General features: G+C 39.5%; 13 protein-coding genes and 4 tRNA genes. 4 read left to right on the forward strand and 13 right to left on the reverse strand.

The window, feature by feature from the left end; all coding sequences use genetic code 11:
- Positions 1-431: 431 nt before the first annotated feature.
- Positions 432-1,457 (reverse strand): FAD:protein FMN transferase, encoded by a 1,026-nt coding sequence (locus ABD985_RS07815; protein WP_345370674.1) that lies wholly within the window; start codon positions 1,455-1,457, stop codon positions 432-434.
- A gap of 352 nt (positions 1,458-1,809) precedes the next feature.
- Between ABD985_RS07815 and ABD985_RS07820 the strand changes: the two genes are divergently transcribed.
- On the forward strand, positions 1,810-5,640 hold the full coding sequence (locus ABD985_RS07820) for an AAA domain-containing protein (protein ID WP_425550439.1): 3,831 nt from the start codon (positions 1,810-1,812) through the stop codon (positions 5,638-5,640).
- A 58-nt stretch (positions 5,641-5,698) separates the two neighbouring features.
- On the opposite strand, the gene gatC is transcribed toward ABD985_RS07820, so the two are convergent.
- Together gatC and ABD985_RS07830 are read right to left on the reverse strand one after the other, a co-directional pair.
- Complete coding sequence (gene gatC, locus ABD985_RS07825; protein WP_345370678.1) at positions 5,699-5,986, reverse strand: Asp-tRNA(Asn)/Glu-tRNA(Gln) amidotransferase subunit GatC; 288 nt, start codon at positions 5,984-5,986, stop codon at positions 5,699-5,701.
- A gap of 95 nt (positions 5,987-6,081) precedes the next feature.
- Entirely contained in the window at positions 6,082-6,852 is a 771-nt protein-coding gene (locus tag ABD985_RS07830) for a lysophospholipid acyltransferase family protein (protein WP_345370679.1), read from the reverse strand.
- Positions 6,853-7,018: 166 nt separating this feature from the next.
- Here ABD985_RS07830 and uvrA point away from each other — a divergent pair, with 166 nt between their 5' ends.
- Positions 7,019-9,850, forward strand: a complete 2,832-nt coding sequence (uvrA, locus tag ABD985_RS07835) for an excinuclease ABC subunit UvrA (protein WP_345370680.1) — start codon at positions 7,019-7,021, stop codon at positions 9,848-9,850.
- A 53-nt stretch (positions 9,851-9,903) separates the two neighbouring features.
- On the opposite strand, the gene ABD985_RS07840 is transcribed toward uvrA, so the two are convergent.
- The 6 genes from ABD985_RS07840 to ABD985_RS07865 all read right to left on the reverse strand — a co-directional run bounded on the left by ABD985_RS07840 (position 9,904) and on the right by ABD985_RS07865 (position 20,336).
- A complete protein-coding gene (locus ABD985_RS07840; RefSeq protein WP_345370682.1) occupies positions 9,904-11,355 on the reverse strand; it encodes a pentapeptide repeat-containing protein in 1,452 nt (483 codons plus the stop codon).
- A gap of 220 nt (positions 11,356-11,575) precedes the next feature.
- Entirely contained in the window at positions 11,576-15,151 is a 3,576-nt protein-coding gene (locus ABD985_RS07845) for an efflux RND transporter permease subunit (RefSeq protein WP_345370684.1), read from the reverse strand.
- A 72-nt stretch (positions 15,152-15,223) separates the two neighbouring features.
- Positions 15,224-16,405: an efflux RND transporter periplasmic adaptor subunit gene (locus ABD985_RS07850; protein ID WP_345370685.1), complete on the reverse strand. Its 1,182-nt coding sequence runs from the start codon at positions 16,403-16,405 to the stop codon at positions 15,224-15,226.
- A 132-nt stretch (positions 16,406-16,537) separates the two neighbouring features.
- Positions 16,538-17,944 (reverse strand): TolC family protein, encoded by a 1,407-nt coding sequence (locus ABD985_RS07855; RefSeq protein ID WP_345370687.1) that lies wholly within the window; start codon positions 17,942-17,944, stop codon positions 16,538-16,540.
- 128 nt (positions 17,945-18,072) lie between these two features.
- Complete coding sequence (locus tag ABD985_RS07860; RefSeq protein ID WP_345370688.1) at positions 18,073-18,693, reverse strand: TetR/AcrR family transcriptional regulator; 621 nt, start codon at positions 18,691-18,693, stop codon at positions 18,073-18,075.
- Between the two features lie 716 nt (positions 18,694-19,409).
- Positions 19,410-20,336, reverse strand: a complete 927-nt coding sequence (locus ABD985_RS07865) for a peptidylprolyl isomerase (RefSeq protein WP_345370689.1) — start codon at positions 20,334-20,336, stop codon at positions 19,410-19,412.
- A gap of 290 nt (positions 20,337-20,626) precedes the next feature.
- Between ABD985_RS07865 and lpdA the strand changes: the two genes are divergently transcribed.
- The gene (lpdA, locus tag ABD985_RS07870) at positions 20,627-22,027 is read left to right on the forward strand and encodes a dihydrolipoyl dehydrogenase (protein ID WP_345370691.1); all 1,401 of its coding nucleotides are present in this window, start codon (positions 20,627-20,629) and stop codon (positions 22,025-22,027) included.
- Between the two features lie 204 nt (positions 22,028-22,231).
- The gene (locus ABD985_RS07875; protein WP_345370693.1) at positions 22,232-23,389 is read left to right on the forward strand and encodes an alpha/beta hydrolase-fold protein; all 1,158 of its coding nucleotides are present in this window, start codon (positions 22,232-22,234) and stop codon (positions 23,387-23,389) included.
- Positions 23,390-23,474: 85 nt separating this feature from the next.
- Here ABD985_RS07875 and ABD985_RS07880 read toward each other — a convergent pair.
- The 4 genes from ABD985_RS07880 to ABD985_RS07895 form a co-directional block, all read right to left on the reverse strand.
- A tRNA-Ser gene (locus ABD985_RS07880) sits at positions 23,475-23,561 on the reverse strand.
- 70 nt (positions 23,562-23,631) lie between these two features.
- Positions 23,632-23,718 (reverse strand) — tRNA-Ser (locus ABD985_RS07885).
- Between the two features lie 75 nt (positions 23,719-23,793).
- Positions 23,794-23,880, reverse strand: a tRNA-Ser gene (locus ABD985_RS07890).
- Positions 23,881-23,955: 75 nt separating this feature from the next.
- Positions 23,956-24,042, reverse strand: a tRNA-Ser gene (locus ABD985_RS07895).
- Positions 24,043-24,053 lie beyond the last annotated feature (11 nt).

A 24,053-nucleotide genomic window follows, 5' to 3' on the forward strand; every position in this document is an offset into this window, starting at 1 on the left:
TCTCAAAACTTCTTTTTCTTACTTTCCTTCCGAAAGCGGATGCAAAGGTAAGAAAACTTTCAACTAACTTCCAAAACAAATTTTCAAAAACTTTTCAGGAGGAAAATCAGATGATTTTGTGGATAACAAATTGCTCCAAAGAGCGTGTCCCATGACCTGAATTGTTGTGGCCTTCCGTTTGAAGGGGATGCAAAAGTGTAGGTATTTTTTGGATTATGCAAATGGAATAGTGCAATTATTCAGGGATATAATTATAAGAACAACTAACTCTCTCAATTAGTGGAACTTCAATGAATGTTAATATTAAATTATATTTTCTTTAACCTCAATTACAGCGTAAATAGTTCTATGCTGAGCTAAAAAATGCTAGATATAGTCATCTTATACAAATAAACTACATCTAGCATTTCTATTATAAAGACACTTTCCACTTACAAAGTGATAAAAGGTTTTATTCCTTCAGAGATGTGAACACTTAAACTATCTCCATCGGCATAAATAAGCAACACTTCTATTTCTGGATTCTCATCTGCAATCTTAATAGCCGTATCTACTCCTAATACCATAAATGAAGTAGCATATGCATCCGCTGTCATACAATCCTTGGCAAACACGGAGGCACTTAATAGGGAGTGCCTTACAGGATAACCTGTTCTAGGGTCAATCGTGTGTGCATATTTCTTACCATCCTTAATATAGAAATTACGATAATTACCTGATGTTGCTATCGCCTTATCATCTAATGCAACAATCGCCGAAGCTCTTTCTCCTCCCTTTTCATTATATAAAGGATTATCTATCCCTATTCTCCAAGGTTGCTTATTTTCATTGACTCCCTTACAAACAACCTCTCCGCCTATTTCCACCATATAATTTGTAATACCTAAACCCTTTAGGTAATCTGCTACTACATCTGCTCCATATCCTTTTGCTATAGCACTAAAATCTAGTTGCACATTAGGTTTAGCTGCTTTAACACTTTGTTCGTTATATTCTATATAATCAAAGCCAACCACATCCAATAATGAGTCTACTTTCTGAGTCGCTAAAGAATCACGGCGAGCAGGTCCAAACCCCCATGCCTGTACCAATGGCATTACAGTAGGGTCAAAAGCGCCATCAGTTACCTTATATACTTCTGCACTTTTTTCTAGAACAGGATAAAAATAAGGTAGCTCATAAGATAAATTTCCTCCTTTATTGAAACGACTGATTTCTGAAGTCGGAATATATGTAGACATTGATTGGTTAAATGTCTTTAATAATTCATCTATGTCCTCTTTTAGCTTACGACTTTCCTGATCAATATACTTAATATGGTAAGTCGTTCCCATCGTTTGGCCCTCTATATAAAAATGTATGGCTTTCTCTCCATAATATTGGCGATATAACCATACCGTCCCCATTAAACCAAAAAGTACGATTGAGTAAATGATATTTTTTGTGCGATTGCTCATCTTACAGTTATTTTATTTTTTGAATGAATTGCTGATTAGATTGTTTTTGTAAATATTTTAATATTCACGATATTAAGATGATCTGTTCAATGAATAATTCTAATATCAAAGTATCAGCTTACTTATACTTTTGTTCTATTTACATGCAATAGCAACTACATACCATGGGTATTCATGAACACTATTTTCTACTAATTCTTTTCCTATCGTGCAAAAAACACTGAAGGTCTTCCAAAAAAGGCTAACCCACTTAAATGGCCGAAATAAGTCAATCACTCTCTTAAGAACAAGTAAAAGTCAACACTTAGACTTCAAAGAGCTTGATTATGTTGGTGACGAGGCTGCAATGACAATGCTTTCAAAGCTTTTGTTCAAGCAGCAGCCCGTAAGTGTTTGTGCTATTTCGGATAGCCGTCATGCTCCCACCAACGAGATGAGTCAATACTTGCGGAATATCCAACGCACTAATAAAAGAATCGTAGAAGAAAGCGGACATCAAGACTTATTCTTGGGTTATCTTTTCGTTGAGGGTAAATTACATAATGGACAAATCATACGGTCTCCATTATTATTGATCCCTGTTCGATTATTTACTCAGGAAAATAACTGGTACTTGCAAAAAAGGGAAGACATTGATATGTCCTTCAATAAAACCTTACTTCATGCATATGCTTATCATAATAATATCCGATTGGAAGATGACTTTATAGATACACATTTCGGACAATTTCCCTCTGAAGTATTACCTTTTTTGACAGAGTTATATGAATACTTAGAAAACTCTTCCTTATCCATTCACTTCAATCAGAATACACTTAGTGAGTCCTTATTACCTTTTACCTCCTTACAAAAGGAAGATATCAATACAGAGTACAAAATAGGACAACTTAAAATACAGCCTCAAGCAGTCTTGGGGATATTTCCTCAAGCAGATTCTCACCTTATACCCGATTACGAATTTCTAATACAGCAGAAACAACTAAATGCCGTAGAGGATCTTGTCTCTACAGAAATAGATGTTGCGCCTCAAGGAGAAGAGAAGCTTTACAATCCTTACCCTATTGACACCTCTCAGGAAGAATGTATGATCAGGATTAAAGAAGGTAGTTCAATGGTTATACAAGGCCCTCCTGGTAGTGGTAAATCTCAGCTCATTTGTAATCTCGTAGCGGACTATATCAGTAGAGGTAAAAATGTATTAGTCGTTAGTCAAAAAAGGGTTGCACTGGAGGTTGTCCTTAAGCGATTACGTAGCAAAAACCTAGATAAATTCACGGCTATTGTACATGACCACAAAAATGACCGCCCTGGCCTTTATCATAAAATAGAACAACAAATTGAGGCGATAGATACCTATCAGCAAAGAAACAATAGCTTAGATAGTATCTTTATGGAACGTGAGTTTATACGTCTTTCGAGAGAGATACAAAAAAATGTAGAAACACTGGATGCTTTTTATGAAGGTCTCTACTCCACAACTGAATGTGGACGTAGTGTCAAAGAGTTATACCTCAATTCTTCTCTCAATGCGCCTCATATTGATCTAAAAAATCATTATCGACAGATTCACTTCAATGATTTTGAAAGCACTTGTCGGGTCATTAAAAAGTGGATTCGTTATTATCAAAGATTTGACAAGCCTTCCTATATATGGTCCAAAAGAAAGTCTTTTGCATTTCTTCAAGTCAAGGATTACAAAAAGATCACTTCTCTTCTAGAGCAAATCCCTGCCTATAGAGATCTTTTTATTCAAGAGTTTGAAGACCTTTTAAAAATTAAACTTACCATCAAGGAGTGTGAATGGCTTTTTGATAAAACACCTCTTATTGAAAAGTTTCTTGAACTGGTCAAAGACCAGGAGACCTTCCGATTATTCAAAGCTTGCTTGCCTTATTATACCTCAGAAAAGGAATTAGAGGATTATGGCTTTAAACTCATGATGGCTTTTGATCATCATGGAATAGAAAGTACACTAGACCGTATGGATCTAGACTATTGGATGGAACAGGTCTCTAAAGTATTAGGCACACATCATAATTGGCTCAATAAGCAAAAGTGGAAAATTCTAGGAAGCAAAAAGCAAGAGCTCCAAAGTCTATTCGAAAAAAATGAACTGGATATCAATAATGAAAAAGACTGTAAAACACTTATCCGGAGAATTGAGAATAGAGAGAACTACGAGCATTATGCCTCTGAGCGCTCATTAATTCCTTGGTTAGCTCCGCTACCTGAGGAAATCAATTATGTACCGGTTGAAAAATGGCTTGTCAAACATGAAAATGCCCTTGCAGCCCGAAATCTCTACGAAGAGCTACGCATAGGCTTAAAATTCATTGATATACGAAGTGTCTCTTTCGAAAGACTATCCCATATCTTTGAACGTATTATCGAAAGAGCTAAAGAACTGCATGTCAAAAAAACAGAATGGAAGCAGTACTTTAGTGACAATATGCTCTCTAAGCTTCTGGACAGTTCTATTAATACACAAAAACTCGAAAACACCTTAGAGAGTGACTTCGAGCAACTTTGTGAATACGATCAGCTCAAAAGCGATTACCCTACTTATGTTTCTGATATTATTGAGTTATTGTTTAACTATAAACAAGACATACAAGAAGATGAAGCCGTTGAGTTGTTTACCAATAGCTTACACCTTCATTGGATCAATGATATAGAAGCCAAATACCCTGCCCTTCGTATTGTTTCAGGAAATACACTAGAAGAAACCGAAGCACAACTTCAACAAGACCTGAAAAGCAAACGTGCACTCTGTGAAGATATCGTTCTCATGAATGCAAGAGAACGTACCTATAAGTATATTGAGTATAACCGTCTGCAAAATATGGTGACCTATCGGGACCTCAATCATCAGGTAAGCAAGAAGCGTATGGTTTGGCCTTTGCGGAAGTTAGTTTCTCAACATCTAGAGGAGCTTATGGATTTACTACCTTGCTGGATTGCTTCTCCTGAAGCCGTTTCTAATATTTTCCCGATGCAAAAGGTCTTTGATCTAGTTATCTTTGATGAAGCTTCCCAATGTTATGCTGAAAGAGGACTTCCCGCAATGTATAGAGGAAAACAAACCATTATTTTGGGAGACTCTAAGCAACTTTCTCCTTTTGACCTCTATCAGACAAGATGGGATACCTCCGAAGAGGATAGTGAAAGTATTCTGGAAGTTGACTCATTGCTAGAACTCGGTAGGTTATTTCTCCCTGAAAAAATGTTAAAAGGGCATTACAGAAGTGAAGCATTGGAGTTGTTAGATTTCTCCAATCAGCATTTCTATCAAGGGCAACTATCACTTATTCCGCATATTCAAACAATACAACAACGACAACCTGCCATCTCTTTTGAATATATACCAAATGCTATATGGGAAAAACAAACCAATCTGAAGGAAGCCGAAAAGGTGGTAGCTATTGCTGAAAGCATCTATTGGAAAGATGAGGTCAGTATAGGGATCATCACCTTTAATTACCATCAACAAGAACTGATTGAAAACCTTCTGGAAGAGAAAGGTATTTATACCTCTGAAAAGATTTTCGTGAAAAATATCGAAAATGTACAAGGAGATGAAATGGACTTGATTCTATTCTCCATTGGTTATGCTCCAAATGAAGAAGGAGAAATTAAAGCACACTTTGGCAGTCTTAATGCTGTAGGGGGAGAAAACCGTTTGAATGTTGCGATCAGTAGAGCTAGAAAAAAAGTAATTGTGGTGAGTAGCCTTATGCCTGAGGATCTAGATGTAGAGCAAGTCAAGAATGATGGTCCTAAACTTTTGAAAGCTTACTTGCAATATGCCTTAGATGTGTCCAAAGGGAAGTATCAAAGTGTTCTTACACCGTCTTCTGAAGTTCCTTTCTTGAAGCAGTTAAAAGATCAGTTCCAAACTATTGAGGATGCTAGTGCCAACCTCACTTCAAGCCTTCCTTTTGCAGACCTATCCATAGAAACCAATCGTATCGAAGGGATTGTCAATACAGATGACCTTTATTTCTATAAACAACCGTATGCCAAAGGGCGACACGCTTACAATATCATGGAACTGGAAGATAAAGGCTGGAAGCAAAAACGTTTTTACAGTAGAAACTATTGGAAGAATCCTGAAAAGCTGATCGCTAACGTAAGAGATTATGTCAATCAGGTTTGCTTGGTCAATGCGAATGGAGAAAAATAAAGTTTATTGCTTATCGCTTATCGTTTAAAACGATAAGCGATAAGCAATAAACGATAAACTAGTCTAATACCTTTGGTACTCTGAAATAATCAGAATCCTTACGAGGAGCATTCTTCAATGCTTGCTCATGAGAAATACTGTGCTTTTTCTCATCCTCTCTCCAATTATTCTCCTCCTCTGTCATATGCGTTAAAGGCTCTACTCCCTCTGTATCTACCTGCTCCAACTGAGCCACCCAATTGACTATATCGTTCATGCTCTTCACCATTTTTCCTTCGTCTTCCTCATTAAAGTAAAGACGAGAAAGGTGCGCCATTTTTTCAACTATTTCCTTATCGACATTCATATTGTACAGTTTTTTCTTTCGATTGAGCAAAAATAAAAAAAATCTCTTGCAAAGGTACAAGAGAATTCGGATTAAAATCCTTTGTCAGGATATCTTTATACCGGATAACTTTTCTTTTCTGCAATAAAATATTCCGGTGCGTATGTTTCTATACCTCCGGCAATTACCTGATATACTTTTTCCATCAATAAAGGAATATCTGCCTCCGTCATTCCTTTGGTTTCAATAGGAGCATGCTGTACTACCATTACGGGGCACCAGCATAAGTACGGTGCTAGCTTAGGCCATACCTTCCAATGATTAATAATAGAAACAGGTACGATCGGTACTTGGTGTTGTATTGCTATTAAAAAAGCCCCTTTTTTGAAACGGGCAGGCATAGGAGGTTTTTTATTCATGGTTCCCTCAGGAAAAACCCCTAGGCTATGTCCTCTAAGTATAGCTTCTCCTGCTGCCTTAAAAACTAACTCCCAGTTTCCTCTCTTCCCTCTATATACCGGAATATGCAGATTTCGGAACATCCACCCAAATAGGGGTGGTTTAGCCAGGTCATCTTTTCCTAAAAAAACCATAAAGCGGTTCGCAATCGTTGCTAAAACAGGAGTATCTAAATAGGACGTATGGTTGGCACAATAAATATATTGTTGTGTTCTACATAACGGCTTTGTCCTTACGATCTTTACAGGAATACCTATTAATATATAGATTAACCAAGAGTTGGCCCAATGGGTATAATAGGCCATAAAGTGGAGTTTCTTCTCAGGGAAGAAGATAATGAAGGCATTCAGGGGTAGAAAGACTAAAAAAAGTAGTCCAAAAACACTTAGCCCCCACAGAAGATATATTTTCTGCAGTAGTTTTTTCATGGATTTTTGATATTAGCTAGCACAATGGTCGGTTTGTCGGGTATATTACTAAAATACAAAAAAACATTCATATTCTTAAAGTATATACGAGCATTATTCATAGTCTTTATTCCACATAATCACTTACCTTTGTACAACATTACGATCCTATAAAGCACTAAAACGTATGTCTGTTACTGTTGAACATCTAGATCCCAAAGAATATATCATCGTTAAAGGCGCTAAAGTCAATAACCTGAAGGGTATTGATGTCGCTATTCCCAGAAATAAATTTGTGGTCATTACAGGAGTTTCAGGTTCCGGTAAATCCTCTCTTGCTTTTGATACGCTATTTGCAGAAGGACAAAGAATGTATGTCGAAAGCCTTAGTTCCTACGCTCGACAATTTCTGGGACGTATGGAAAAACCAGAAGTGGAATACATCAAAGGGGTATGTCCTGCGATTGCTGTTGAACAAAAGGTAACGACTAAAAACCCACGTTCTACCGTAGGAACCACCACAGAGATTTACGACTACCTGAAATTACTATTTGCTCGTATAGGGCAAACTATTTCCCCTATCTCCGGAGAAGCTGTGAGTAAGTCCAGTGTAACCGATATCGTCAACTTTATTCAAGAAAAGGAAGAAGGCACTCGCTTTATGGTGTTATGTCCTTTACCTATCAAAAGTGATCGTACCCTTCATGACGAACTCAAACTTCTTTTGCAAAAAGGATTTAGCCGTGTGGAGATTAATGGTGAGCTTTTTCTGATTGAAGAGGCACTGGAGAATGATGCTTACAAAAAAATCAAGCAAGACAATAAAGAGACCAATGTATTTATCCTGATTGACCGTAACTCGGTCATCAAAGAAGATGAGGATAATATTTTCCACATTGCAGACTCTGTACAAACGGCCTTATTTGAAGGTATAGGAGATTGCTATATTGAAATTATTGATCAAGATAGAAATAAACAAAGATATCATTTCTCAGACCGCTTCGAGGCTGATGGGATGATTTTTGAAGAGCCTAGCGTCAACCTTTTCAGCTTCAACAATCCTTATGGGGCTTGTAAAAAGTGTGAAGGATTTGGAAGGGTGTTAGGTATAGATGCTGACTTGGTCATTCCTGATAAAACCTTATCGGTATTCGAAGGGGCGATTGCCCCATGGAAAGGTGCCACCATGAGCAAATGGAAAGACACCTTGGTGAAAAGTGCTCATAAATTTGATTTCCCTGTACACAGACCTTTCGAGGATTTAAGTGAGGAAGAACAAGGGCTTTTGTGGGAAGGAAATGAATACTTTAAAGGAATTAATGCCTTTTTTGAACACTTAGAATCTAAAACCCATAAAATTCAATACCGGGTAATGCTTTCGCGTTACCGTGGACGAACCGTTTGTCCAAAATGTAAGGGTACCCGACTGAGAGAAGACGCCAGCTACGTCAAAATCAATGGAAAGTCGATTATGGATATCGTTCTACTTCCATTAGACGAAGCGATGGTCTTTTTTGAAAACCTTGAGTTAACACATTACGAGCAGCAAATTGCCAACCGCCTTCTTGCTGAGGTTCGTAACCGTCTAGGTTATATGAATCGTGTCGGCTTAGGATACCTTACACTAAACCGATTGACTTCTACACTATCAGGAGGAGAATATCAACGAATCAAGTTAGCGACTTCTCTAGGTAGTGCCTTGGTAGGTTCCATGTATATTTTGGATGAACCTAGTATTGGACTTCACCCTAGAGATACCGAAAACTTGATCAGTGTATTGCAAGAGCTGAAAAGAATGGGAAATACTGTTATTGTTGTGGAGCACGAAGAAGATGTAATGCGTGCTGCAGATCAATTGATTGATATTGGCCCAGATGCAGGTATCTATGGAGGGAAGCTAATTTATCAGGGAAGTATTGCTGATATGAAAGATCCTGAAACCAGTCATACTGCCAGATATCTTCACGGTATCGAGCGTATCCCGATTCCTACTATCCGAAGAAAATGGAATGAATACATTGAGGTAATCGGAGCTAAAGAAAATAACCTGAAGAATATCAGTGTTAAGTTTCCGTTGAATACCATTACCTGTGTGACGGGTGTTTCTGGCTCAGGAAAATCTACCTTAGTCAAAAAGTGTTTACAACCAGCTTTAGGAAAGCTGCTTGGTTCCTATAATGAGGAAACCGGAAAGATGGAAAGACTTGATGGTATGGTTAAATCCATTCAACATATTGAGTTTGTAGACCAAAACCCTATTGGAAAATCTTCTCGCTCCAACCCGGTAACCTATGTCAAAGCATATGATGCCATCAGAGAGTTATTCTCTAATCAACCATTATCACAACAAAGAGGGTATAAGCCTGCCTTCTTCTCCTTTAACGTAGATGGAGGACGTTGTGAAGCCTGTAAAGGGGAAGGAACCTCCAAGATAGAGATGCAGTTCATGGCAGATATCTATCTTCCATGTGAAAGCTGCCACGGCTCTCGCTTCCAAAAAGAGATCTTGGATGTTACTTATAAAGAAAAAAATATTTCAGATGTCCTAGCGCTCAGTATTGATGAAGCCATGGAGTTCTTTAGTGATCATAAGAAGATCATCGACCGCCTTCGTCCACTACAGGAAGTTGGTTTAGGATATATCAAGTTAGGGCAGTCATCCAACACTCTCTCAGGAGGAGAAGCTCAAAGGGTGAAACTAGCCTCTTTCTTAGTAAAGGGAACCATCAAGGAAAAGGATCGTGTACTGTTCGTTTTTGATGAGCCAACCACAGGATTACATTTCCACGATATCAACAAGCTTATGACTTCCATTAATGCTCTGGTAGAGAACGGACATTCTGTGATTATCATTGAGCACAATATGGAAGTTGTCAAAACGGCCGATTGGGTCATTGACCTAGGACCAGAAGGGGGTAAGAATGGTGGTACAGTAACTTTTGAGGGAACACCGGATGATATGGTGAAGCTGGAAGGGAATTATACGGCGAAGTACTTGAAGGAAGTTTTAGAGTTATAAATGATGAGTTATGAGTTATGAGTTTGAAATTTTGACTCATAACTCATAACTGCTCACTGCAACAATGCATTGACCATATGGAGCAAACAGAAAAAGCCTGATAAATACATCAGAAAGAAGTACAATAAGCCTATTTGATTGTTGTAACGTATTCGATTGGTATCGATCATGATACTAAAGAAGATATAGGCTGTAAAGAAGAAACTGAGATATACCCTCAAAAAGGCCTGATGACTTTTATAGAGTATCACCTGAGTGGGGGTAGGCTCTTTGGGAGCGGGCTTCACTAAAGCCAGGGTCATCTTCGTAATGCTATCCATTTCATAGACATCCCGTATCAGTAAAGGAAAAGCGAAAATATTGAAGCTAAAAAAGAATAGGAATAACAATGCCGTATTCTTAAAAATCAAGTCCTTTCTAAAACCATAGTCCCACCAATATCTACTGACAAAGTTTAATATACTTCCTAATAGCTGTCCATACTCTTCGGTATACATCAACTGCTTATACTCCCGCATTACTTTTTGAAGTCCTGTAGTAAAACCATAGTACTCCTGCATTTGTATAATCTGCCCGTAAATAGCCTTTTGCTTCTCAAATCTCCATTCAGGTAAGAAGGTCAGTTGGAAGTATTGATAATCCAGCTTGATCTTGCTCAAGTCTGTATTATGCAAATTGATATGACATTGTTCTTTTACTATCACATTACTTAGATCAATCACCTCCTTGGTTTTGACATTCTCCATATTGAGGTACTCTGGTAGATGTGCATCCGTAAAGTCTACTTTCCGCTCAAAACGAACGTTGGAATAATCTGCCAAGAAGTCAAACTTCACTTGAGAAAAATTAACGTACTCCTTAAAATGCGCTCCTTCAAAATAAGTAAGGGAATCGAAGAGTGCGCCAGAAAAATTCACTTCCTGCTCGAACTTGGTATTATAAAAATAGGCTTCCGACTCAAAGTGACTCTTTGCAAAGAAGGCTTCTCTTTTAAATACCGTATGATAAAAATAAGCTTGCTGCATAAAGGCCGTCTGCTCAAAGAAGGACTGCTCTTCAAAAATCGCTTTATTAAAATTCACCTGATTCTCAAAATGAGTCCCCAATAAGTACAATTTGTCACCAAATCGGGTAGAGTGAAAGGATACCAAATCATTAAAAATAGTACATGTCCCATGTACCTCTTTTTCAAAGTAAGCTTTTTCAAAACTCAGTTTAGAAGAATAATCGGTTGCCTTCAGATAGTACCATTTCACCGTTTTCTTATCTAGGTTCAGCCAATGAGTAGACTCCAAATGGGGGATAGGCAAGTGCTTTACGCCAAGAATAAAGGGTTTTCTGAAATGTACGGAATCCAATGAAACTTCCTTTTCTATTACTTTTTGCTCATGAAGGCGATAGGCCCACCAAGGGTCATACTTATACCCCTGTGCTTGCGTAAAGCCAGCCACGTAGAAGCATAAAGCTATTGCCATCATCAAACGATACAGTAAAGGGTCTCTCATCAGGGTGATTTGCAAGGTGTAATTTTGGTCATCAGGTTATCTTAATGGAAGAGCGCTTAATAAGTAAGTTCATCATCCATTGTGTACTTATTCAATATATAAAGTATTCAAAGGGAAGACAAAATAATGCTAAGCGAGACCTTACATCACCTTACACGAAAAAAGCCTATACACCAAGATGGCGTACAGGCTCTTATCAAAAAATGCTAATCAACTTATATTAGAATGATGTATCCGTAGCTACTGCTTTGGACTGACCATTACCATTCTGATAAACCGGAGTAGGCGTTGGCATTGATGCCTCACCTTCATTTATTCCTTCCTTGTTATTAGGAGAGAAGTGGTTTTTCATTCTGACTACGATCATATACATCGTTGGCACAACGACTAGCGTCAGGAAGGTAGCAAAAGTCAAACCATAAATTACAGCCTTCGCCATTGGTCCCCAGAAAATGGCATTATCACCACCGAAATAGATTTCTGGACTAAATGAAGAGAATAGTCCAACAAAGTCAATATTCAGTCCTACTGCCATAGGGATCAAACCAAGGATTGTCGTGATTGCTGTCAGCAATACTGGACGAAGACGGGTATACCCTGCCTTTACAATGCAATGGAAGGTTTCCTCATTTGATAGGTTATCATCTTCATCTAACCCTAACTCTTCCTTGCGACGCTTCACCAATAGATCCGTATAGTCAATCAATACAATGGCGTTGTTTACGACAACCCCTGCCAAAGAGATAATACCGATCATGTGCATGATGATCACGAATGGGTCTCCTGTAATGGTCAATCCCATAAATACCCCAACCAAACTCAGTACTACTGAAGTCAAGATGATGAATGGTTTCGAGAACGAGTTGAACTGTGATACTAAAATCAAGAAGATCGTAGACATCGCAATCAACATCGCTGTGGTCAAGAACTCCATAGACTCCTGTTGCTCTTCTTGCTGTCCGGTAAACTTATACTCTACCCCTTGAGGTACTTCGTAACCTTTCAATACTTTCTTCACGTTAGCCACTACCTCATTGGCATTGTACCCTTCCGTTACGTTAGAGCTGACCGTAATTACCTTGTCTAAGTCTTTACGTTTCACCTCACCTACAGTAGACGTATACTCAATAGTTGCTACTGAAGAAATCGGCACCTGATGCATACGTCCTTTATTATCCCTGAACGTAATACGTTGATCGGCCAATGATGAAATATTGTAACGGTAATCATCTTTCAAACGAAGCATAATCGGATATTCATCCTCTTTCTCCTTAAACTTAGAGATTTCCTTACCGTAGATTGCCGTACGCAATGCCATCGCTACCTGAGCAGTTGACAAACCATAACGACGTGCCTTATTTCTATCAATATGCATCATCAACTCTGGTTTGCTCACATTGATATCCATACCAAGATTATCAATACCTGTTACCTCAGAAGTTTCAATTCTTGCCTGAATATCATCCGCTACTTTAATCAACTGTGCATAGTCATCTCCAGAAACTTCGATATTCACCGGCTTTCCTTGAGGAGGACCGTTACGCTCTTTATCCGTTGTTACGGTAACTCCAGGAACTTCTTTCACAATCTGTGCGCAAAGCTTTAATACTTCCTGAGTGTTCACGCCATCTCTATCCTCAAACGGAACAAAGGCTACCGTAATCTTACTCTTGTGAGGAGTCGCTCCTCCACCTCCACTCATATCCTGAGGATCGTTGGTATTCTCACCTACGTTGGTTACTACAGACTCAATAATATTGCTATAAGGTTGTAGCTCCTTGTACAAGCGCTTCTCTAGTTCAACCGTCAATTTATTCGTTTGCAATACGTCTGTACCCAAAGGTGCCTCTACATACATATATACATAACGTGGCTCGTTATTCGGGAAGAACTCTACCAATGGTTTACTACCAAAGTATGCTGCAATAGAAACGAATAGTAGTACGATAGTACCCGCTACTGCGATATAAGGACGGCTGCCCACTAATGCGTATTTCAAGGTTACTAGGTATAACTTCTCAATACGTACCAATAATTTATCCTGGAACCAATATGCAGCTGTTTTCAAGAACGTTGCGTTTGCTAGTACGATTAAGCCCAGTACCATCATGATATTCGGGAATGTATAAGAAGCTACTTCAGTACCTTCTGATGTGGCATTCATCACGATCGTTACGATATAAGCGATCACTGCTAATCCTACACTCGCAAACCCGAAGAACAACTTAGATTTCTTACCACGGTTAGGATCTCTGTCATCCAATACCATAAAGCGCTGTGCGACTACTGGGTTAATTACCAAACCAATAAATAAAGATGAAGCCAATACGATAATCAGGGTAATTGGAAGATATTTCATAAACTCACCCATCATACCTCCCCAGAATGCCAATGGCACGAAAGCGGCCAATGTTGTTGCTGTAGAAGAAATAATCGCCATCGCTACCTCACCAGCACCTTGCTTAGCAGCTGCTTTATTACTAAAGCCTTCCTCTCTCAAACGGTAGATATTCTCAATAATCACAATCGCATTATCCACCAACATACCCAATGCCAGAATCAAGGCGAACAATACAATCATGTTCAAGGTAATCCCCATAAAGCTCAAGATCACAAATGACATCAGCATAGACAATGGAATCGCCATCCCTACGAACAAGGCATTTCTTAGCCCCATGAAGAACAACAGTACCAACGTCACTAGAATTACCCCTGTAATGATGTTGTTCTCTAGATTGGACAACTGGTTTTCCATATCTCTTGCCTGAGACTCCGTAATCGTGATATCCAAGTTGCTTGGTAACTGACGGCTTTCTCTCGCCTCTTCCAAAAGGTCATTAATCTTATCTGTTGCAATGATCAGGTTTTCTCCTCCTCTCTTCACAACCTTCAACGATACTACCGGATTGGCAATTGCCTTAGGAAAATCTTGTGGTCTAGCCAAACGTGCAAAACTCTTACGCTCTACGTAAGCGTCTTTTACCTCCGCAATATCTTTCAGGTAAATGGTATTCCCATCTTCTGACTTTACGATGATATTTGCCATTTCTTTGGCGCTCTCAAACTCACCAGAAACACGTAGTGAACGACGGTATCCATTCGTTAATACCTCACCTCCAGAGATCGTTACGTTTTCTGCATTGACTGCATTTTCGATATCCTGGAAAGATACCATCATTGCATCCATCTTGAAAAGATCTGCATTGATCTGGATTTCTCTTTCCAATGCACCTGAGATACTTACCTTAGATACCTCTTGCAATTCTTCAATCTCATCTTGCAGGTACTCTGCATAATCGTTCAATCGATCGATCTCAAAATCACCTGACAAGTTGATGGTCATTACCGGAATCTCCGTCATGTCCATCTCCATGACGTTAGGATCCTGATCCAAGTCCTTCGGAAGATCTTTCTTAGCCTTGTCTACCGCATCTTTGGTATCTTGAACGGCCTTGGAAACTTCAACATCGTCCTCAAACTTCAGGATAATCACAGAGTAATCCTGCGCAGAAGTAGAGGTAATCTCGTCGATTCCCTTAATAGATTTCAGCTCCTTCTCAATCGGTCGAGTCACCAGGTTTTCAATATCCTCCGGAGAGTTACCCGGGTACACGGTATTGATATAAACCATCGGAATACGGATTTCCGGAAACTGTTCCTTCGGCATCGAACTATAAGAGATAAAGCCGAAGATGACTACAATCGCCGTCAGGATGAAGATACTGGTGCTGTTGTTGATCGCAAAGCTACTCAGTCCAAACTCCTTTAGCGGCTTTTTATTTGACTTATTGTCCATTGTATATACGTTGGATGTAAATTCTTGATATTATTTATGGGGCGTGATGAATCACGCCCTTACACATGCTTCTTATTGTACATTCATGGAAAGCTGCTCTCTAGTAGGGTCTGCTACTACCTTCACTTGCTCTCCATTAATCACCTCGCTATAGCCTTTATCTACAACCACTACTCCGTTACTAATACCTGAAGTGATCATGGTGTTTCCATTGTAAGACTTTCCTGTAGTGATTGTCACCTTCTGAGTAACCTGCTTTCCTTCTTTACTCTCAACGATATAAAGGAACTTTGATCCATCGGAAGAATTCTGTACCAAGTTTGTTGGAACAACCAATGCTTGCTCTTTTACATAATCCTGAATACGTACCATGGCCATTGTATTTGGCTTAAGCTGTGCTTCACGGTTATTCATTTGCATCTGAATCTTAAAGGTTCTGTTTGCAGGGTTGATGTATTTTCCTACACGTTGTACCTTCAGGTCTTCTGATAGATTTAGCATTGGGAACGTTACCGTTACCTTGTCTCCTCTTTTCACTGCGCTGCTATAACGTTCAGATACATCAGCAGAGATTTCAACGTAGTTTAAGTTTACTATTCTAGCCAATGGTTGTCCTGCTGCAGCCATCTCTCCCAAGTTAGGGAAGATCTCATCAATCGTACCGCTAATTGGCGCTACCACATAGCCTTTACTCATCTGTGTCTGCAAGCTTTCCAAGTTTGCTTTCAATGATTTCACATTATTTTTAGCCTGAAGGTATTGTACTTCTGAGCCAATGTTCTGTTTCCAAAGACGCTCCTGCTTTTCGTAAAGCGTCTCCGCCAATGAAAGGCGCGTTTCCAACTCATTGATCTGCTTCTTGATCAGCTCTACGTCAATTGCCGCAATTTTTTGCCCTTTCGTCACATAATCACCCTCGTTGACAAAAGTCTTGATCAACTTTCCTGAGATCTCAGGAGCTACCATAATATTTTGGTTGGAAGTCACATCTCCCGGTACGTCTACGTAGTGAGCAAACGTTCCTTCCTTAATCGTCAAGGTCGTAATACGCTTTAGGTTATCGCTTACCTCTTTATTTCCTGCCTTGGCAATTGCAGTCTCCAACTCATCAATCTCAGCACGAATGGCAATTAACTCCGTTCTTTTCTCTTCCAATAATGCCTTCTTTTCTTCCAGTGTTGCTTCTCCTCCACAGGCTGTTAATGTTGCTGAGGCTGCAGCCAATACAATAAGACGATTTGCTATATTTTTCATTTCTGTATTTATATCTATTTCTATGATGTCTTCTCTGATAAATGTGCCAACCAAATATCTGTTGGCACGGACACGCCAGTGGCGTGTCCCTACGGGATTGTTCTTATACCAAGGTATAGGAATAGTTCGTGATTACTCTGTGTAAAGGACGCCGTTGGCTTTGTCCAGATTTACTTTAGCCGTTAGGGCATCATATATCGCTGCGAAATAGCTATTCGATGCTTGTGTATAGGCTTGCTCTGCGTTGGTCACTTCCAAGGAAGAACCAACTCCTTCTTTAAACTTCACCTGTGCTATATCATAAACTCGCTTAGCTACCTCCATGTTTTTTCGCTGAATGCGCAAGGTCTTCAAGTTAGTCTCATAAGCAATTTGATATTGGCTTCTTTCTACCTCAATCGACTGATTCAATAAGGCTCTGCTGTTTTCAATTTGTAAAGAAGCTAGTTTACTTTGCTGTGCTTTACGATACATCATCAATCCGTCAAATGGAGTCCATTTAATCGTCGCTCCTACCACTGCAAATCCAAACCAGTTATCACTATTTGAGAACTCACTAAAGTCAGCCTCAAAGGTCATTGGGTTTCTACCAAATCCCTGATACCCTGCAGAAGCAAATGCAAAAACCTTTGGCGCATATCCTAACATATGAGACTTACGCTCCATGTCATTCAGTCTATATTGTGTATCCAGAATATCAAGCTCAATTCTTCTGTTTACCTCATTATTATCCGAGCTAACAATCTTATCTCCTAATTGATATAGGTCTTCCGACAGGGTCAATTCGTCTTCCTGATCCATACCAATCTGTAGTTTCAGTAGATTCTTAGTCACCACAAACATCTGCTCTACACGCTCTTTCTGTACCTTAATATTATTGAAGGTCACCTCGATACGATCCTGCTCTATTTGCTCTACCATCCCTGCTTCATACATTGCCTTAGTTTCTGTATAAAGCTTTTCAATAGTAGTATAGTTTTGCTCGAGAATTTTGAGATTCTCTTGTGTAACCAATACAGTATAATAAGCAGATGCTACTGCAGCCACTCTCTCTACTTTTGATTGTGTTAATTGCTTACTTGCTAAATCCTTATATACCTGTGCAGCTTTTAACCCCAAGAAAAATGTCCCATCGAAAATCAATTGATTTGCCGTCACATTCACATCCGACTTGTACTTAGGATTGAATAATTCGTTGATATTTGGCCCAGCTTGTTCCTCTCCTGTAGCAGGTTGATCCGCACCACCAGCTCCCATACCTCCTAAAGCGGAAGAAGGAATTGTTTGAGGAATCACTGGATTCACCATCAGGTTTCCTTCTGCACTAATTTGAGGAAATCCTAGTCCTGAAATTTCCCGAACTCTTGCCTCTGCAATTTTTACCGAAAGCTCCGCATTCTTCACATCTGCCTGATGATTCAAGGCATACTCCACACACTCTTCTAGAGAAAATGCATTCGTGGCTGGTTGTTCCTGCGCTTGCAGGTATCCCCCCGATAGTAATAAGGCTAGAAGGGAGATATAAAAGTTTCTACTCATTTCAGATCGTTGTTTGCTATTGTTCTATTTATTCTGGAATAATACCATTGGGCGAATACGCCATTGGATAGTTCACCATACCTTTTACAGTATAGCTGTCTTACCATTTATTTTTATGGACGCACACATCAATGGCGTGGTCCTATTAATTCTTGTTCCTGATACCTTTGGAGAAGCTCCATCCCCTTTTCAGTAACCACTCCTCTGATAAAGTGCTCTATAAACTGAGATTGTACTTCTACCAGATTGAATTCTGAACTTGGATAAATGTCCTGATTGAACCCCATATCCACCATTTGTAGTCTTAGGCGAGCAATAATATTGGTGTTGATTTCGGGACGAAAAAGCCCTTCCCTAATCCCTTGCTCCAAAATCTCCTGAAAAACCTTGCAGTGTTTTTCTTTATTCTGACAATAGTGTTTCCAGGCTTCCGGATAGTACTTCTCCACATCCCAAAACACCACAGGGTTGATCGTCGCTAAAACTTTTTTCAGATAATCAGAAACTTTGACAAAGTTTTCGATTGCATTGGAAGAGTCCTCCATAATGCGCTCGATCACTTGTTCTTCTTCCTGAATCTTTACCAGCATCACTTCTTCTACCAAAGATTTCTTATCCTTATAAAACTGGTAAATGGTTTTTTTGGACATACCCAGTTCAGAGGCAATGTCGTCCATCGTCACTGCCCTTAGCCCATATCTCATAAAGAGGGACTCTGCTACTTCCTCTATTCGCTTTTTGGTATCCAATACTTGTTCTGCTTACTATTTCTTCACTCAATCCATTGGTATAGGCTTAGAGCTTGTTTGGAATACGTCTTCAGATAGAAAATTCCTCTAATCACTGTTCAAATCGACTCAAATTTTCAACAAATAGAACCACTATTCTTCTCAAATTTGAATCGATTTGAACAGGTTATAGAAATTTTCTCTATCTAAATCAGTATTCCAAACAAGCTCTTAATCGCTGTATCTATAGCAATATGATTTAGTGGCTTTTATTTACTTAGACGATAAACTTGGAAACTTAGAAAAATGTTTAAGTTTCCTGCATTTTGGACAAAAATATGGAAACTGTATAGTTTTTCAAAGTTTCCACAGAAAGAAAGTGAAGATATTTCAAGTTGAATCAGACATTTCTTCAACACTCATCAAATGATTGATTTTTAAGGGGAAAGGTGAGGGGAGATTATGAAGAAGGTTGAGGATATAACTATAGTAGTTAAGATTGAAACAGTCGTATCATTTAGGTTTATTGCTTATCGGTTATCGCTTATTATTGATGACCGATAAACTGTATACTATCCAATAGCCTTAAAAAAGTTGAGCGAAGACGCTCAATGGATGCTAAGGTCGTAGCGAGGACGCTACGACCAGATAGCAGTTAACCGTCATACTACTAAATGGCTTTGTTAAGGCGGCTTACACCGCCTCAACTGCCGGTTAATTATTCAACCTTAATAATATTATTGCTGAAATCCGTATTGTTGCTTTAGTTGCTCTTTGGAAACCTCTTCGACCGTAACGGTCATTTTGATATCTTGAACAGGACGATCTCCTCTTCCTGTCGGCATGGAAGCGATTTTATCGATAACTTCTAACCCTTCTACTACTTGTCCGAAGACAGTATAGTTATCGTCTAAAGCCGGGTAGCCACCGTCTTTCAGGTAACGGGCTTTCTGCTCTTCCGTTAAAGGCTTATCTAGCTCCACATTAAAACGTTGTTCACAAGTATCTTTATAATTCAAGATAAACTGCTGCATTCCTTCTTTATCCTGACGTTGCTGTAAATGATACATTTCTGTTTGTAAGCTGGCATATTCCTCATCTTGCGTTAACAAGCCAAAGTACTTATACAGACTATCCATTTTTACATACATATTCTCTAATACCTGAGGAGTTAGCTCCATACCATCGACAATATAGAACTGACAACCGCTAGACTTTTTCTCTGGATTAGTAGGTCCTCCTTTGCGCGCTGCCGCTATTGCACCTTTAAAGTGCTTTCGATTGGACGTCATCTCTGCAGGTATGAGGTACCCTATATCTCCACCCCCTAATTGTGCATAAGGAGAGGCATCTTTAGAGTCTGGATCGCCTCCCTGAATCATAAAGCCTTGAATTACCCGATGAAAAAGAAGGTCATCATAGAAAGTCTGCTTGGCTAGTTTGATGAAATTATCACGATGCAAAGGGGTGTCTTCAAAAAGTACTGCTTTCATCGTACCTGAGTCCGTATCTATCGTGATCAAGAAATCCTTATCAGAAGAGGAAACTTGAGTGGTCACTTCTTTATCCTTCTGCCAGACACTATTACTTTTTTCTTTTTGATCGGCACAACTCCAATACAATAAACTACTGATTACTAACAGACTAAATATTGATTTATTCATCTTAAAAATTTTTATTAACGACCAAACATTTATCGCATACACTTCCTTTACTCTACAACTTTATCAGGAAAACATCCTATTCTGCAAAATTATAAGTTATCACAGGATAAATAGATGCTATGCCCAAAAAATAGTAGTAAGTCCTAAAAAAGATGAATTATTTTTATATCTGTCTGAATAACGTATTTTTGTATGAATTTTAGTGAGATCTACACTTCTTAAAGACCTCCCTTAATTCACTGAAAACGAAAATTATAGAACGATAAAGGTTTTAATTTAAAATTATCGCTATGTCTGCAAAATTTGATGTAATTGTTATTGGCAGTGGCCCAGGTGGGTATGTTGCAGCTATTAGAGCTTCTCAACTAGGTCTAAAAGTGGCTGTAGTAGAGAAAGCTGAGTTAGGAGGTATCTGTCTTAACTGGGGCTGTATTCCTACCAAAGCACTATTGAAAAGTGCCAATGTGTATGAATATATCAACCACGCAAAAGACTACGGAATCAACGTAGGAGACCATACTATTGACTTCGATGCTATGGTACAGAGAAGCCGAGGTGTTGCTGGTGGAATGAGCAAAGGTGTTGAGTTCTTGATGAAGAAAAACAAGATCGAGAAAATCTTCGGTTTTGGTCGTTTGACTGCAGACAAGAAAGTTGAAGTTGAAGCTGAGGACGGAACAAAAACCGTATACGAAGCAGAACACGTTATTCTTGCTACTGGTGGACGTGCCAAAGAACTTCCACATATTCCAATCGACGGAGAGAAAATTATCGGCTATAGAAAAGCTATGACGATGCCTAAGCAACCTAAGAAATTGGTTGTAATGGGATCTGGTGCGATCGGTGTTGAGTTCGCTTACTTCTATGCAGCAATCGGTACTGAGGTAACCATCGTAGAGTTCCTTCCACGATTGGTTCCTAACGAAGATGCAGATGTTTCTAAAGAGCTAGCGAAAAGCTTCAAGAAAAAAGGTATCAAAGTAATGACAAGCGCAGCTGTTGAGAAAGTAGACACTTCAGGAGAAGGCTGTGTAGTTACTGTAAAAGATATTAAGAAAGATAAAGAAACAACCATCGAGTGTGATGTTGTTCTTTCTGCAGTAGGAGTAGATACCAATATCAAAGGTATTGGACTAGAAGATGCAGGTGTAGCTCACGATAGAGGAAAAGTATTGGTAGATGAGTTCTATCAAACCAACATCCCTGGTATCTATGCCATTGGTGATATCGTAGACGGTCCTGCATTGGCACACGTTGCTTCTCACGAGGCAATCATCACGGTAGAGAAAATCGCAGGAATGAACCCTGAGCCGATGAACTACAACAATATCCCTGGATGTACTTACTGTTCTCCTGAGATTGCTTCTGTAGGTTACACAGAGGAGCAAGCAAAAGAGGCTGGCTATGACATCAAGGTAGGTAAGTTCCCATTCTCTGCATCAGGTAAAGCAAGTGCTGCTGGTCACAAGGAAGGTTTCGTGAAAGTTATCTTCGATGCAAAATACGGAGAGTGGTTAGGTTGTCACATGATTGGTGCTAACGTAACTGAGATGATTGCAGAGGCTGTAGCTGCTCGTAAGCTAGAAGCTACGGGTCATGAGATCATCACTGCAGTACACCCTCACCCAACGCTTTCAGAAGCGGTAATGGAGGCTGTAGCTGAGGCTTACGACGAGTGTATCCACTTGTAAGCTGCGTTGAGACCGCTTAGGCGGTTTGTTGAGTAGAACTTCGTTCTGTTGAGATTCACCTCCGGTGAGTTGAGACCTTTTTTGGAACTTCGATCCAGATTGGGTCACAAGCAACAGAATAAAATATATAACCTTCTGGAGACATTGTTCTCTGGAAGGTTTTTTTTGTACCTTTTCCAGACAAATAACTTCAACACTATACTTATGAAATCAAGAATAATCACTGCTTTACTTTTAAGTATCGCCTTTCTAGCTTCTTGTGATAAAAAGACAGACACAGTCACTGTCAATATACAAGTAAAAGCACCAACACTATCTGAATCAGATAGCATTTACATTACAGGGAATTTGAGTGAACTAGGCAGTTGGCAAGCTGATGGTCGTTTGATGAAGCATATAGGAAATGGTATATGGAAAACACAACTACAGCTGCCTAAAGAAACAATTATAGAATATAAATTTACTAAGGGGAGTTGGGAAACAGAAGCCGCTCAAAGCGACGGAAAGCCTATGGAAAACGCTGTACTGACTGTAGCGGAAGATACCCTTACAACAACCTTGATCACTCACTGGAGAGCAGGAGAGGCGCTTCCTATTGAAGGACAAATCACAGGAGACGTAGCCTATCATAAACAAATGACTTATGAAGGAATTTTAGATAGAGATGTTATTGTATGGCTCCCTCCCAACTATAACAATAATCCAGAGCAACGTTATTCCGTACTCTATATGCAGGACGGCCAAAACATCGTTGACCCACTCACCGCTTCTTACAAGGTAGATTGGCAAATCGATGAAACAGCTACTCGTCTCGTTGAAGAAGGGCAAATAGAGCCCATCATTGTTGTAGGTATTTATTGTACCGATAAACGAACGTATGAATATACGCCTGGAGAAGGTAGTGACGCTTATATGGCTTTTGTTACTGAAAAGCTAAAGCCGTTCATTGATCAAACATACCGCACAAAAACAGAAAGAGAATATACCGCTGTAGGTGGTTCCTCTGCCGGAGGATTGATTTCCATGATGCTGGCTTGGGAGTATCCCGAAGTCTTCAGCAAGGCCATCTGTATGTCCCCTGCCTTTAAGATAAAAGGAGACAACATTACCATTGACTATGTAACGCCTGTTAAGGAAAGCTACAAGAAAGATCTACAACTATACATTGACAATGGAGGGGTGGGACTGGAAGCTAGATTACAACCTGGGGTAGATGCTATGATCAAGGTGCTCAAAGAGAAAGGTTTTAAGGAAGGTGTAGATCTATTCTATACGGTTGACCAAGAAGCCCAACATAGCGAAAAGTATTGGGCAGAACGTATGCCTAATGCGCTGCTATGGCTATTTGGAAAAGAGAAGTAATCGGCAACAGGGTAAAAGATGTAGCGATAGAGCAAAAAAAAGAGTTTGAAATTGGAAATCTCCATTTTCAAACTCTTTTGTGTTGTAGAGGATGAGGGATTCGAACCCCCGGTACCATCGCTGGCACAACGGTTTTCAAGACCGCCGCATTCGACCACTCTGCCAATCCTCTGAATGGTTTCGAAGTGTAATGCAATATACTATATCGTATATTATAAAAGACAATATGTTTATTGTCGTTGTAGAGGATGAGGGATTCGAACCCCCGGTACCATCGCTGGCACAACGGTTTTCAAGACCGCCGCATTCGACCACTCTGCCAATCCTCTAAATGATCTGTTGCTTTGTATTTATATCAAGAATAATTCATTCCCTTCGTTAAGAGAACATACTCTGAAAACTTGTAGAGGATGAGGGATTCGAACCCCCGGTACCATCGCTGGCACAACGGTTTTCAAGACCGCCGCATTCGACCACTCTGCCAATCCTCTAAATGATCTGTTGCTTTTGTATTTTATCAAGAATAATTCATCCCCTTCGTTAAGAGAATATACTCTGAAAATTTGTAGAGGATGAGGGATTCGAACCCCCGGTACCATCGCTGGCACAACGGTTTTCAAGACCGCCGCATTCGACCACTCTGCCAATCCTCTAGCGAACTATT

Source organism: Algivirga pacifica (genome assembly GCF_039543525.1).
Classification (GTDB): domain Bacteria; phylum Bacteroidota; class Bacteroidia; order Cytophagales; family Flammeovirgaceae; genus Algivirga; species Algivirga pacifica.

Excerpts from the sequence above, each read along its gene's own strand:
- lpdA (WP_345370691.1), top strand. The coding sequence starts at position 20,627 with ATGTCTGCAAAATTTGATGTAATTGTTATTGGCAGTGGCCCAGGTGGG.
- ABD985_RS07865 (WP_345370689.1), bottom strand. The coding sequence starts at position 20,336 with ATGAATAAATCAATATTTAGTCTGTTAGTAATCAGTAGTTTATTGTAT.
- ABD985_RS07850 (WP_345370685.1), bottom strand. The coding sequence starts at position 16,405 with ATGAAAAATATAGCAAATCGTCTTATTGTATTGGCTGCAGCCTCAGCA.
- gatC (WP_345370678.1), bottom strand. The coding sequence starts at position 5,986 with ATGAATGTCGATAAGGAAATAGTTGAAAAAATGGCGCACCTTTCTCGT.
- ABD985_RS07815 (WP_345370674.1), bottom strand. The coding sequence starts at position 1,457 with ATGAGCAATCGCACAAAAAATATCATTTACTCAATCGTACTTTTTGGT.
- uvrA (WP_345370680.1), top strand. The coding sequence starts at position 7,019 with ATGTCTGTTACTGTTGAACATCTAGATCCCAAAGAATATATCATCGTT.
- ABD985_RS07840 (WP_345370682.1), bottom strand. The coding sequence starts at position 11,355 with ATGAGAGACCCTTTACTGTATCGTTTGATGATGGCAATAGCTTTATGC.
- ABD985_RS07845 (WP_345370684.1), bottom strand. The coding sequence starts at position 15,151 with ATGGACAATAAGTCAAATAAAAAGCCGCTAAAGGAGTTTGGACTGAGT.
- ABD985_RS07875 (WP_345370693.1), top strand. The coding sequence starts at position 22,232 with ATGAAATCAAGAATAATCACTGCTTTACTTTTAAGTATCGCCTTTCTA.
- ABD985_RS07830 (WP_345370679.1), bottom strand. The coding sequence starts at position 6,852 with ATGAAAAAACTACTGCAGAAAATATATCTTCTGTGGGGGCTAAGTGTT.
- ABD985_RS07820 (WP_425550439.1), top strand. The coding sequence starts at position 1,810 with ATGCTTTCAAAGCTTTTGTTCAAGCAGCAGCCCGTAAGTGTTTGTGCT.
- ABD985_RS07855 (WP_345370687.1), bottom strand. The coding sequence starts at position 17,944 with ATGAGTAGAAACTTTTATATCTCCCTTCTAGCCTTATTACTATCGGGG.